We start from the raw sequence: 12,782 nt of genomic DNA on the forward strand, positions 1-12,782 counted from the left end.
GTTTTTGTGCAAATAAAGCTATAATTAAGCTATAAATCCAAACATACATCTAATTTTATACAAATTATTTTTGAATTTTTGGTTGTAAAAACAACTTTTTAACTCCTTTCCGTCAAAAAAATATCTAAGAAATCCTTTGTATTTAACTTATAATATTGTCGTTTAAAATGGAATTACGCTGCACTTAATAATGCATTGAAAATAAAATCTGTACTTTTGCATCTCATTAATAACAGCAAAGCTTGAAGTACCCTAATTTTAAAGACCTTATTCTTTTCGAAGACAACGATTTCATCGTAATTAATAAACCACCATTTTTAGCTTCTCTCGATGAGCGTGGTGGTTCTGGTGAAACGAATGTGTTGCGTTTAGCTAAACAATACAGCGATGATGCACAGGTTTGTCACCGCTTAGATAAGGAAACTTCTGGTGCTTTAATTATTGCTAAAAATCCTGAAGGCTATCGCCATGTTTCGATGCAATTTGAACGCAGAAAAGTAAATAAAACTTATCATGCTGTGGTAGATGGGCATGTAATTTTTGATGACCTAACTGTTGATTTGCCAATTTTAAATGATGGAAACAAAAATGTAACCATTGATAGGGCAGAAGGTAAAAGAGCAGAAACCATTTTCAATTCTTTAAAATATTATAAACATTACACTTTGGTAGAGTGTAAGCCGATTACAGGTAGAATGCACCAAATTCGTATTCACCTGGCTACGCAAAGGGCAGCAATTGTTGGCGATGATATGTATAAGGGCAAACTAGTTTTTCTTTCTTCCATTAAACGTGGATATAAATTAACCAAAGGTGAAGAAGAACAACCAATTATGAAACGTTTTGCCTTACACGCCAGACATTTAGTTTTTAAAGGACTGGATGATAAAGATATTGTAATCGATGCGCCATATCCAAAAGATTACGCAACCTTAATTAAGCTTTTAGATAAGTTTGATGCCTAAATAATTGAGTTAAATATTGCCTCGGCGCATACTTTTAGCTACATTTGGCACATTCGCTCTCTATTAAATCCCAATAGAATGTATATCCGCTTTGTAAATTACCTTGATAAGATTAATCAATACCGAAAATCAAAAATATCAAACCGTAATTTCTTAGTTATACTTGCTGTAATCGTTGGTGTTTTAGCTGGTTTGGCTGCTGCTGCCTTAAAAAGTTTAACACATCATATCGAAGAATTTCTGCAATCAGATTGGCATTGGAAGTACAAATATTACCTGTATTTTATTTTCCCAATGATTGGTATTTTCCTTACAGTTTTATACATTAAATATTTCATCAGGAAAAGTAAATTTGAAACTGGTTTAACGCCTTTGCTGTATGCTATTTCAAAAAAATCAAGTAAGGTTGAACCGCATAATATTTATTCGCAGATTATTACCGCTGCCATAACCGTTGGTTTTGGTGGTTCAACAGGTTTGGAAGCGCCCATAGTAACAAGTGGTTCGGCTATTGGTTCAAATTTGGGGCGATTTTTAGGTTTATCCTATCGGGAAATTACCATGCTTGTGGCCTGTGGTGCAGCCGCGGGTATTGCCGGGGCTTTTAATAGTCCGGTGGCTGGTATTGTTTTCGCAATCGAAATTCTTTTACCTGAATTTACAATTCCAGCATTTATTCCTTTATTGCTTTCTGCCGCAACGGCAGCGGTAGTAGCCAGATTATTTTATACCCAACAATTATTTTTTCTGGTAACCGAGGGATGGCAAATTAACGCCTTGTTGTTTTACGTGCTTCTGGCTGGATTAATCGGTTTGTTCTCCATCTATTTCACAAAGGCAAATTATGCCGTTAAGGGATTGTTCTACAAAATCAAACATCCCTACACAAAAGTTATTGTGGGTGGTCTAATGCTCGGCTTTTTAGTGTTTCTGTTTCCTACACTTTATGGTGAAGGTTACATCACCATGAAAAATTTATTAAGGGGCGATTATCTTGCTGTAATTAACAATAGCATTTTTGAAAGTTACAATAACATTCCCGCACTTGTAGTATTGTTTACGGTCGTTACTATTTTTATGAAATCGTTGGCAACCCTAATTACTTTGGGCGCTGGCGGTAATGGTGGTACTTTTGCACCGAGTTTAATTATGGGCGGTTTGATAGGTTTCATATTTGCCTACACCGTAAATATTTTAGGCTTGGCACATTTAAATGTTTCAAACTTTATTGTAGCAGGAATGGCCGCTGCTTTAGGTTCGATTATGCATGCGCCACTAACGGGAATTTTCCTGATTGCTGAAATTACCGGGGGTTATATTTTAATGGTTCCGCTGATGATTACCACTGCCATTTCTTATGCCATTAACCGTAGCGCTCAAAAACATTCTATATATACAAAAGTGTTAGCCGATAAAGGCGAATTATTGTCTCACGAGGATAAAGACACCACAGTTTTAAATCAAATGAAGTTGCGGTATTTGATAGAGAAAACCTATCCTCAGTTGAACATGAGCGATTTAATTTCGTTGAAAATGAATGAAATTGTTCAGTCGCATAAAAATATTTGTGCCGTAACCGATGAACTTGGCGATTTTAAAGGTATCATTTACATCGAAGAATTGTTTAGTGAAATGGTAAGTAACACTCAAAAAGATGAACTCACCGCTTCTAACTTAGTTCACGATGCACCAAATACCATCAAGGAAAATGATGATTTGAAACTTGTATTACAAAAAATGGAACAAGATAATGTTTGGCTCTTACCGGTTGTTGATGAAGCGAATCGTTACAAGGGTTTTGTTTCTAAAACCGCTATTTTTAATAAATATAGAGCACTATTGATGCGACAAAATGATTATATGGGGTAACCCTTTTGACTATTGTCAGTCTGAGCTTGTCGAAGAAATTTAGAGATTGCGTTTCGACAAGCTCAACGTGACAAGTTTGTATAAAAGGAAAAGGTATATTGAGTACACTCAATATACCTTTTTTATCTTAAATAACGTTATTCAGCTCTTTTCAAACCAAATTTTTCAATCTTACTGTATAAATGACTTCTTTGAATGTCGATTTCATCAGCAGTTTTTGAAACATTCCAGTTGTTTTTCTCCAGCTTAAATTTGATAAATTCTTTTTCAGCATGGTCTTTATAATCCTGAAAGTTATTAAAACTATCGAAAGATGAAGACATGCCTGAACCGCTTGAGGCATTCGCAATTTGTGTACTTGTAGCTGCCCCAATGTTTGTTCCTCCACCAGGGTTTGCGAAAGCACGAACATCATTTTCAGTAATTACTTTATCACTCAAAATAATTAAACGCTCAATCATATTGTGTAGCTCTCGCACGTTACCCGTCCAGGGTAAAGCTTGCAAAGCAGCCATTCCGCCATCATTAATCTTCTTAACAGGCATTCCGTAATCACTGCAAATACTATCTAAGAAGTTTTGTGCAATAACAGGAATATCATCTGTACGCTCCGTTAAATGTGGCACATGGATATTAATTACGTTTAATCGGTGGTACAAATCCATACGGAAATTGCCATCTTCGATTTCTTTCAGTAAATCTTTATTGGTTGCCGCCAAAACACGAACATTAACATCAATTTCTTTTTCGCCACCAACACGAGATATTTTATGTTCTTGCAAAGCACGAAGCACTTTTGCTTGCGCAGAAAGGCTCATATCGCCAATTTCATCTAAAAATAAAGTTCCGCCATTAGCCAACTCGAATTTACCAATGCGTTGTTTTACAGCCGATGTAAATGAACCTTTCTCGTGACCGAATAATTCACTTTCAATTAATTCTGATGGAATTGCAGCGCAGTTAACTTCAATTAGCGGACTATCAGCACGATTAGATTTTTCGTGTAACCAACGGGCTACCAGTTCTTTACCACTACCATTTGCGCCTGTAATTAATACGCGAGCTTCAGTAGGGGCAACACGTTCAATTGTTTCCTTTATTTTAGAAATGCTATCCGATTCGCCTAAAATTTCTCTTGTTTTGCTTACTTTACGCTTTAAAACCTTGGTTTCGGTAACTAAAGTACCACGGTCTAGGCCATTACGAACAGTAATTAATAAACGATTTAAATCAGGCGGTTTAGAGATAAAATCAAAAGCACCTTTTTTGCTGGCTTCGATGGCGGTTTCAACCGTCCCGTGACCAGAAATCATAATGAAAGGTAAGTCTGGATTAATGGCTTGCGCTTGTTCCAGCACTTCCATGCCATCCATCTTATTCATCTTGATATCGCAAAGTACGAGGTCGTAATTGCCTTTCTTTATCATTTCAAGCCCATCGATGCCGTTATCAATGTCTTCAACATCGTAATTTTCGTACTCTAAAATTTCGCGTAAGGTGCTCCTTATCGCCCGCTCATCATCAATAATTAATAATTTGGCCATTCAATTTTGTTTAGTCGTTATTCAGTTACGAATATATTATTTTTTAATTAATGTATAGTTTTTTATACAATGATTTAGGCTATAAACGAGAAATCGTAAAAAAGGTTTTATTTTTTAAAATGAAAAATTAGGTGTTGAGATTTTGTATATCTTTTTCTAATAGATGGAGATTTTAAAATTATTTGGAAAACAAATAACAGCTTTCCATAGAATTTTCAGCCCTGCTTTCACTACAATCTTTTTGTACATCTGTTATTCTGTAACATCCCGAATCCTTTTCATCGCTTGCAGATGATCATGTATTGAGGGTGCTGCAAACAAAAAGTATTTCCGTTTAATCAGGTTTATTGAACACAATTTTGTACATGAAACATCATTTGGAAGCTGCCAGTAAACTAATCCGTCATTTCTCCGCTACGGTCGAAATGACAAAGATGCAATAGATACAATTATTTTAAATGACAGTGAAGTTTTAGCAAAAAATATTCTTTCCGTGTTTCAGTGGCAAAAATAAAAAAAATGCAGGTCTATAAGCCGGGTTCTGTTTTCTGATTGCTCAGAATTTCTATCATTAATCCACTGTAAATGTTGCCATTTACCTCTAACGACCTACCCACTAACATCGGACGGGCAGCCCTACATGCGTTAGCCTATTTGGTCTTTCAACGCTCGGGGTTTACAAACCACTACAGTCGCCTGTAATGCTCGTGCGCTCTTACCGCACGTTTTCACCCTTTCCCAACTTGCGCTGGGTGGTATATTTTCTGTTGCACTAATCCGTAATTCAGGTTTTCATTCCTAAATCCCTTTCCGTTAGAAAGCGAGATGCCCTATGTTGCCCGGACTTTCCTCTCTCTCGATTTTACTCGAAACAGCGATAGAACAACCTGCATTTTGCGCAAAGATGCGCTTTTTTAGGCAGATAACACGATATTATTTGCAATTCTGCAACTGCGTAGAAACTTTCGAATAGGGCACAAAACCTTGGTTGTTACCAAAGGAATTTGTAACGTAAACCATTACTTGAGCCACATCAATATCTGCCAATTCAGGGAAACCTGGCATTTTCTCCTGATATTCTTTTCCATTAATTACAATTTTTTCGCTTGTTCCGTTTTTAATGATGCAGGCTAATTTCGTTTTATTAGTTTTTAAGAAAACGGTATCGGTTAACGGCGGCGCAAGCTGACCTAAACCTTCACCATTTTCGCCATGGCAGTTTTGGCATTTGGCCTTGTAAATATCTTTGCCGTTTGACATGTAGTTTTGCAAATCAATGGTTTCTTGATTTTGGCAGGAAACAATTATCGCAATAATGGAAAACAGGGCAATAGAATTGATGATAAATTTACGCATTGATGTTTTGTTAAATTTTGCCACGGAAACACGGATTTACATGGAATCAAGATTTATTTTTTAGCTATAAAAATTTGTTTAATTGTTTTGCCACGAAAGCACAAATTTATATGGAAATAAGATTCCTTTTTTCTGTGTTTCCGTGGCAAAACAAATTATTTTTTATACTCCGCTAATAAAACTGGAATATCCTTTTTTAATTGCTCAACCTGGTCTTCTTTAGTACCATCGTAAGCACCGCGAATTCTTTTGTCTTTATCAACTAAAACCAGATAACCTTGGTGAATGTAACCATCTTTTGCTGTGCTGTCTTCGCCAACGGCTACTAAATAGTTCTTCTCGGCTAAAGTGTAAACGCTGTCTTTACTGCCGTAAAGGAACTGCCATTTTTTATCATCAACCCCTAATTTTGCTGCGTATTTTTTCAAAACTGATGGCTTGTCATATTTAAAATCAATGGTATGCGAAATAAACAGGATATCAGGATTTGACTTGAAATCGTTGTAAACCGTCATCAAATTACGATGCATGGTTGGGCAAATGGTTGTACACGATGTAAAGAAAAAATCAGTTACGTAAATTTTGCCCTCAGTAACTTTGTTTGTGGTTAAAACACTATCCTGATTTAAAAACGCCCAATCTGGAATGGTCTGATAAACGGTATCTATTTTTTCCACACCCGCTGCATCCTTAATGGTTTCTGCGTGGCGCTCACCGTAAATTGGTAGTTTTTTATCTTGTTGACAAGATGGAAGTATGGTAATCGATAGCAGGCAAATCGCTACGGATAAAATAATTTTATTCATAATATTTTATTAAAGTGTAAATATACGCCTCTGTTTTGCAGATGGCAATTAATTAATGTGGTTTTCGTCATGCTGAGATAAATCAATATTCAAATTTTTCTTTGGGATTGCTTCGTACCTCGCAATGACGAGTTTTCGAACCAGAATGGCGCAATTAGTTGTTTTACTTCTTAACGTACTTTGTTGGCTCCGCCATAAATTTCTGTTTGCAACCTTCAGAGCAAAAATAATACGTCGTCTTGTTGTGAACCGATGTTTTTGCGCCATTAGGCTTAATTTTCATTTTACAAACCGGGTCAATTACTTTTTTCTGTAGGGTATCAATCGAAGCTTTTTCGTTATCGATTTTAAGAATTGCATTTGATTTTAAACTGATTAATGTTAATCCGAATAGGATTATTCCTAAGCTTAATTTTTTCATTTTATTAATGTTTATGGTTAGCGTTTTCCATCTTTTCAGCTGAATTAATATTGTATGTTTTCAGAACAGAATCTGACTCTTTGGTCGCCTGGATGTAGTTATCCTCAACTTCTCTGATTTTAATCATTTGCGATTTGTAATAGCTGATATTTTCCTGCTCATTTTTGCCTTTGAAATCATCCTTAAATGAATGCATCCAATCCATCATATTTTCATCAGCCCTGTTTAATTTATTAACCAACATGCTTATTTTGGCAGTATCCGGAGATGATTTTGTTCGCTCTGCGACTAAAATTGTGTCTAATTTCATTCGGTTTCTGATAACCTTTTCGCCATCAATCATCAGCTTATCATGTATGTTTAAAACCTCTTTTTTGATGGCTTCCGAATCAGGTTCGGTTTTACAAGCGCTTAAAAGAAGAATCATCACGCTAAAAATTAATGTTATTTTCTTTTCCATTTTTTAAAAATTATATGTTATGCCAACGTAAACCTTACCTGCACTCATGGGATGGTCGGTTTTCGCTTCCCAGATGTTTTTTTGTACGCCCATATTCAGCGCAATGTTTTTGTAAAAAATATCTGCACCAATACCACCCATTAAATTATTCATTACATGTTCGCCAGTTTTTACTCCACTATACTTTTCTCCACCAGAATATTCATAGAAAAATTGTGCGGATGGCATAACCTGCACATCTTTGCCGATTCGTTGCGTGTAGAAAATGTTAAGAAAACTGGTCGTGCTGTTTGCAATTCCTTCATCGCGGTTATTCGTTCCATTTACTTTATAAGAAGTGTTTAAGCTTGCACCGAATTTGCCAAGTCCAACCATATAATTTAGGTAGATAAATCCATCAGTACTGCCAGTTCCAGCTTGTTGTAAGGATGAATAGCGAATGCCTGCCGTATTTTTGAAATCATTTTTACCTGTCGGAAGTTTAACCCCTGCACCTGCAATAAGCTGTTGCCTAAAATTATCTTCTAATTTTTGAACTACATGGTAGCCGGCATAAAAATTTACATCTCCAACACCACCTACGGTTGAAGTATAGCCATTGTAGCGTTCGCTATTCGAAACATAAGGCAAAATTGCGTTAATTTCTAATTTACTGTTGATGAAGTATTTCCCTCTAATTTCCATAGAACGGTATAATTCATAATCGTCTGGATTGCCAGCATGACCTGTAATTGGCGAATTTTGGCTTCTGGCTGGAATAAAAAACTTACCACCATTTGGGAAAAGCGAATGCGATTGGCCGTTGTAACCATTAAATGAGCGATAGCGGTACAAAACGCTGATGCTATTTCGGTTGAAGTAAGGCGTAATACCCATAAAGCAGCCGCAAATATCGCAAGCAAAAACATTACTGCTGATTAATAAAATGGCAATTATGAGAACTTTACGATTCACTATATAATGTATTTTTGATAAACTCATTGTCTGTTAATGTTTTTAAAAATGCTTTGATTTGTGCTCTTTCCGAGCTGTTTAACTGAATTCCGTTTTTTAATGATGAATCTAAATGTTCGGCTGGTTTTACGCCAGAATTGTAATGTTCTAAAACTTCATCTAAACTATAAAAACGACCATCGTGCATATAAGGGCCAGTAAATTCTATATTGCGTAGGCTTGGTACACGAAACTTCCCAAAATCACTTTGTGTGCCTGTAATGTGCGAACGTCCTTCGTCAGCACTCACCACATCTAATCCGTTACTTCGGTAAGAAAAATCTGTAAAAAATGGTTCTGCATGGCATGAAGTACATTTTTCTTTAAATAGATTATAGCCAATTTGTTCATCAGCAGTAAAAGTATAGCCACTTTCTTTGCGCATCACTTTATCATATTTAGAATTACCCGAAACCAGCACGCCCATGAATTGAGTAATGGACTTTAAAACAGTTTGCGAATTGATTTCAGTTGAACCAAAAGCCTGTTTAAACATTTCTGGATAAGGTGCTGTGTTTTTTAGAAAAGATACAACGGTTTCGATATCCGTTTTCATTTCACAAGCGTCAGTAAAGGCATTCAATGGAGAAGTTTCGATGTTTTTTACTCCACCATCCCAAAAGAAAGCTTTTTGCCAAACCAAATTAAAAAGGGGAGGCGCATTTCGCTTTCCCTGGCAATTATCTACACCATGACTTACCTTATGATCGAGATTAGCAAAAGCTGCAAATTGCTGATGGCAGCTACCGCACGAAACGCTTTTGTCGGCAGATAATCGGGCATCATAAAACAGTTTTTTCCCTAAAGCAAAGCCTGCATTTGTTAATTTATTTTCTTCGAAATTGTATGTTGGAGCTGGAAAATTTGATGGAATGGAAAAAGTAATTTTCTTTTCTTCTGGTGATATTTCTCCATCATTTTTACTGCAAGCATACATCAACGCAATGCTTAAAAAAAGCATTGCGAAGACAAATAATTTCCTCCACATATTAATTGTGGATGTGGTCTAAACGAAATAAACCTTTCGCATAATTGTTCGCTACAATAACCGAATTAGCGCCACCCATGGTGAAATTTAAGTTTGCGAAACTTACATCGATTGTACCTGTAAATAAGGATGCAGCATTTACGATAAAATGCATATCAGGTTTGGAGTCAGTTCTAATCCTGAGCGGATTTGCAGTATTAATTTCCGTAGAATAGGTTCTGATGGTATTGTTCGGGTCTAAAACGCCACCAATGTGAAAGGTTAAGGCGTTGTTTACTGCTGTAGATTGTGGAGAAGTTCCTTCTAATTTTACAAAGATATAGCCGCTATTCCAGGTCCAGAACATACCATTTACCGGGTCTAATGCACCTGTTTGTGCGCCTGCAAAGTTTCGGGCATAATCTACACCAATTGTATATTCAATTTTCGTGTAATCTCCTGTCGGAACATCATTTACAGTGATTAATTTTGATACAGGTTTAGACTCATCTACCAAAAAATAACTCTCCGGGATTAGGTAAGTTGTTCCATCAGCTTTGCTTAACTTAACATTGCTTACGTAATATTTAAATACATTAATTTTGTAATCATCGCCTTTAGCATTTTTGTAAGTGGTTGTATTTAGGGCTAAAGCAGCACCATTAACCTGATGCTCAAACTCTAAAGTAAAGCTCGATTTTGTATCGGCAGCAATTACATCTGTATCTTTTTTGCAGGATGATAAAAGTATAATCGGGCACAACAATGCCAATAAGTATTGTGGTAATTTCATTTTTGAAAATTGAATATGTGAATTTATAGTCTTCTGTCATTCTGAATGCAATGAAGAATCCCTAACAGAATAGTAGAATTTATCGTTAAAGCAGAAAGTAGATTGACAGGTTTTTAATCGTTTTCGTCGTTACAAAAATTATAATTCAAAGGCTAAAGCAATTTCATCTAATAATACTTAGTTCATAAAGATTGCTTCGTGCCTCGCAAAGACGAAAAAGGAAAAAATAAATTTACTTAAACTAATTTTGGGGGATGAAAAATAGAAATCGAAAGGTCTTTGATTGGTTTTTCTAGATAACCGCTTTCTGATTTGATGATGAAATATGGAAGAGCGGGATTAACGACTAAAACCTGAAATTCAGGTTCAGCTTCTATCACTCTTTTTAAATTATCTTGTGTTTGTTTATTCTTTCCATCCAAATCTTTAAGCTTTTTAGCTAGGAAACATTGTCCATCGCAATGTAATTCTGGATGTGCTTTATTAATACAAAATACAGAAGTAATGTATTCCTTATTCATTTTGTAACCTGAATACACAATCAATTGCATGTAGCAATTTGAAATTGTACAGATTACTAAAAGAAATATTAGGGCTCGCTTTAACATTTGTATCTCGCTGCAAATGTACAAACGAAATTGGGGATGGCAAATTTAAAATGGAAATCTGTTGACCGTTGACTGAAGTCAACGGCAATAATTCACCTCAGCGACAAAAGTTGTATTTAAAAGCTATGCCATTCATTGCCGTCAGTTTCAACTGACGGATAAATAAAATGCCTGATGAATTAATCATCAGGCATATATTAAATTATTAAATAAGAGCTTAAGCCTGCAGGTCGGACATTACCGCTTTAATTTTATCGCCCAACTCACCATTCACTTTATCAAAATCTGCTTTGTCAGCAAGTGGTGCATTTACGCTGCAGTAAAATTTTATTTTAGGTTCAGTACCACTCGGACGAGCAGAAACGATACTACCATCTTCAGTAATGAATTGCAAAACATCAGAAGCAGGATAATCTAATTTTGTAACCTTACCAGTTGATAAATCCGTTTCCTGACTTAATTCATAATCTTTTAATACAGCAACTTTAGAACCTCCAAGTGAAGCAGGTGGATTATTTCTGAATTTCTCCATCATCGCCTTAATTTCCTCAGCTCCAGTTTTACCTTTCTTTGTAAGCGAAACTAAATCTTCTTTATATAAGCCATATTCAACGTACATGTCTAATAAAGCATTGTATAAACTTGCGCCTTTATCTTTGTAATAAGCGGTCATTTCAGAAATGAAAGCTGCAGAAACAACGGCATCTTTATCACGAACTAAATCGCCGATTAAATAACCGTAACTTTCTTCACCACCCGCAATAAAAGTTTTTTCGCCTTGAAGTTGTGTAATAATCTGACCAATCCATTTAAAGCCAGTTAACGTATTAAAGTATTCTACTTTTTTAGCATCACAAATTGCTTTGATTAAACTCGTGGTTACGATTGTAGAAACCACATATTCCTTACCCGTTAACTTACCTTTTTCTTCCCATGCCGAAACAATGTAATTAATTAACAAGCTTCCGGTTTGGTTTCCATTTAGCAATACCCATTCGCCATCATTATCTTTAACCGCAATACCAACACGGTCAGCATCAGGATCGGTTGCTAAAACTAAATCTGCATCAATTTCTTTAGCCTTATTCATCGCTAAAGTTAAGGCATCTTTTTCCTCTGGATTTGGATAAACCACCGTTGGAAAATTACCATCAGGTTTACTTTGCTCTTCAACAACGGTTACATTGGTAAAACCGAATTGGGCTAAAGCTTTTGGCACCAAAGTAATTCCAGTTCCATGGATAGGAGAGAACACAATTTTTAAATCGTGCTGTCTTTTAATCGCATCAGGCGAAATCGAAAGCGCTGTAATTCCATCTAAATACAATTTATCTACAGCTTCGCCAATTAACTCAACGTTGGCATCAACTCTATCAAACTTTACTTCATCAATGCTTTGGATTTTATTTACCTCATCGATAACCAATTTATCATCTGGTGATGTAAACTGACCACCATCAGCACCGTAAGCCTTGTAACCGTTATATTCTTTCGGGTTATGCGATGCCGTTAACATTACGCCACTTTTACAGTTGAAATGACGAACGGCAAACGATAATTCTGGCGTTGGTCTTAGTGCTTCGAAGAAATAAACATGAATTCCGTTAGCAGAAAATACATCAGCCGTAATTTTTGCAAAATAATCAGAATTATTTCTGCTATCGTGAGCAATAGCTACACTGATTTTTTCGCCTGGATATTTATTGTTTAAATAATTGGCTAAGCCTTGCGTTGCAGTGCCAATGGTGTATTTATTGATTCTATTTGAACCTGCACCCATAATTCCACGCAATCCACCAGTACCAAATTCTAAACTTTTGTAAAATGAATCGGTAAGTTCTGTTGTTGCATTTTGGTCGACAAGGGCTTGTATTTCTGCCTTGGTTTTTTCATCGTAATTGCCACCTAACCATTGGTTAATGGTAGCTTGTGTTGATTGGTCAATTCCTTGCATTGAGCTTTATTTTAATTTAATATCTGGTGTTGAACAAAAATATCTA

The 12,782-nt window shown here is 35.9% G+C and carries 12 protein-coding genes and 1 other RNA gene; 2 read left to right on the forward strand and 11 right to left on the reverse strand.

The features are described from left to right. Positions 1-242 precede the first annotated feature (242 nt). Both R2Q16_RS10740 and R2Q16_RS10745 read left to right on the forward strand, forming a co-directional pair. Positions 243-965: an RluA family pseudouridine synthase gene (locus R2Q16_RS10740; RefSeq protein WP_316736988.1), complete on the forward strand. Its 723-nt coding sequence runs from the start codon at positions 243-245 to the stop codon at positions 963-965. Between the two features lie 78 nt (positions 966-1,043). Next, the gene (locus tag R2Q16_RS10745; RefSeq protein ID WP_316736989.1) at positions 1,044-2,834 is read left to right on the forward strand and encodes a chloride channel protein; all 1,791 of its coding nucleotides are present in this window, start codon (positions 1,044-1,046) and stop codon (positions 2,832-2,834) included. Positions 2,835-2,971: 137 nt separating this feature from the next. Here R2Q16_RS10745 and R2Q16_RS10750 read toward each other — a convergent pair whose 3' ends face one another. The 11 genes from R2Q16_RS10750 to R2Q16_RS10800 all read right to left on the reverse strand — a co-directional run bounded on the left by R2Q16_RS10750 (position 2,972) and on the right by R2Q16_RS10800 (position 12,736). Then, positions 2,972-4,378, reverse strand: a complete 1,407-nt coding sequence (locus R2Q16_RS10750) for a sigma-54 dependent transcriptional regulator (protein ID WP_316736991.1) — start codon at positions 4,376-4,378, stop codon at positions 2,972-2,974. Positions 4,379-4,892: 514 nt separating this feature from the next. Then, an RNA gene (gene rnpB, locus R2Q16_RS10755) (RNase P RNA component class A) lies at positions 4,893-5,272 on the reverse strand. 39 nt (positions 5,273-5,311) lie between these two features. Next, the gene (locus tag R2Q16_RS10760) at positions 5,312-5,734 is read right to left on the reverse strand and encodes a cytochrome c (RefSeq protein WP_316736993.1); all 423 of its coding nucleotides are present in this window, start codon (positions 5,732-5,734) and stop codon (positions 5,312-5,314) included. 155 nt (positions 5,735-5,889) lie between these two features. Continuing rightward, positions 5,890-6,540 carry an SCO family protein gene (locus R2Q16_RS10765; RefSeq protein WP_316736995.1) on the reverse strand — a complete coding sequence of 217 codons (651 nt, stop codon included), beginning with the start codon at positions 6,538-6,540 and terminating at the stop codon, positions 5,890-5,892. Positions 6,541-6,703: 163 nt separating this feature from the next. After that, positions 6,704-6,961 carry a YHS domain-containing protein gene (locus R2Q16_RS10770; RefSeq protein WP_316736996.1) on the reverse strand — a complete coding sequence of 86 codons (258 nt, stop codon included), beginning with the start codon at positions 6,959-6,961 and terminating at the stop codon, positions 6,704-6,706. 4 nt (positions 6,962-6,965) lie between these two features. Next, on the reverse strand, positions 6,966-7,421 hold the full coding sequence (locus R2Q16_RS10775; RefSeq protein WP_316736997.1) for a hypothetical protein: 456 nt from the start codon (positions 7,419-7,421) through the stop codon (positions 6,966-6,968). A gap of 3 nt (positions 7,422-7,424) precedes the next feature. Continuing rightward, positions 7,425-8,375, reverse strand: coding sequence for a hypothetical protein (locus tag R2Q16_RS10780; RefSeq protein WP_316736998.1), 951 nt, complete (start codon positions 8,373-8,375; stop codon positions 7,425-7,427). Beyond that, positions 8,365-9,402, reverse strand: a complete 1,038-nt coding sequence (locus R2Q16_RS10785; RefSeq protein WP_316736999.1) for a cytochrome-c peroxidase — start codon at positions 9,400-9,402, stop codon at positions 8,365-8,367. Before R2Q16_RS10785 ends, R2Q16_RS10780 begins: the two co-directional genes overlap by 11 nt. Position 9,403: 1 nt before the next feature. Then, entirely contained in the window at positions 9,404-10,174 is a 771-nt protein-coding gene (locus tag R2Q16_RS10790; protein WP_316737001.1) for an MbnP family protein, read from the reverse strand. A 236-nt stretch (positions 10,175-10,410) separates the two neighbouring features. After that, complete coding sequence (locus tag R2Q16_RS10795) at positions 10,411-10,695, reverse strand: hypothetical protein (RefSeq protein ID WP_316737002.1); 285 nt, start codon at positions 10,693-10,695, stop codon at positions 10,411-10,413. 304 nt (positions 10,696-10,999) lie between these two features. Continuing rightward, positions 11,000-12,736: a phospho-sugar mutase gene (locus R2Q16_RS10800; protein ID WP_316737003.1), complete on the reverse strand. Its 1,737-nt coding sequence runs from the start codon at positions 12,734-12,736 to the stop codon at positions 11,000-11,002. Positions 12,737-12,782: the final 46 nt, after the last annotated feature.

This window comes from Pedobacter aquatilis (assembly GCF_032678425.1).
GTDB classification, from domain to species: domain Bacteria; phylum Bacteroidota; class Bacteroidia; order Sphingobacteriales; family Sphingobacteriaceae; genus Pedobacter; species Pedobacter aquatilis_B.

What these genes read in the sequence shown, in the direction of transcription:
- R2Q16_RS10795 (WP_316737002.1), bottom strand. Translation starts at nt 10,695, where the DNA reads ATGAATAAGGAATACATTACTTCTGTATTTTGTATTAATAAAGCACAT.
- R2Q16_RS10775 (WP_316736997.1), bottom strand. Translation starts at nt 7,421, where the DNA reads ATGGAAAAGAAAATAACATTAATTTTTAGCGTGATGATTCTTCTTTTA.
- R2Q16_RS10790 (WP_316737001.1), bottom strand. Translation starts at nt 10,174, where the DNA reads ATGAAATTACCACAATACTTATTGGCATTGTTGTGCCCGATTATACTT.
- R2Q16_RS10785 (WP_316736999.1), bottom strand. Translation starts at nt 9,402, where the DNA reads ATGTGGAGGAAATTATTTGTCTTCGCAATGCTTTTTTTAAGCATTGCG.
- R2Q16_RS10770 (WP_316736996.1), bottom strand. Translation starts at nt 6,961, where the DNA reads ATGAAAAAATTAAGCTTAGGAATAATCCTATTCGGATTAACATTAATC.
- R2Q16_RS10760 (WP_316736993.1), bottom strand. Translation starts at nt 5,734, where the DNA reads ATGCGTAAATTTATCATCAATTCTATTGCCCTGTTTTCCATTATTGCG.
- R2Q16_RS10750 (WP_316736991.1), bottom strand. Translation starts at nt 4,378, where the DNA reads ATGGCCAAATTATTAATTATTGATGATGAGCGGGCGATAAGGAGCACC.
- R2Q16_RS10765 (WP_316736995.1), bottom strand. Translation starts at nt 6,540, where the DNA reads ATGAATAAAATTATTTTATCCGTAGCGATTTGCCTGCTATCGATTACC.
- R2Q16_RS10800 (WP_316737003.1), bottom strand. Translation starts at nt 12,736, where the DNA reads ATGCAAGGAATTGACCAATCAACACAAGCTACCATTAACCAATGGTTA.
- R2Q16_RS10745 (WP_316736989.1), top strand. Translation starts at nt 1,044, where the DNA reads ATGTATATCCGCTTTGTAAATTACCTTGATAAGATTAATCAATACCGA.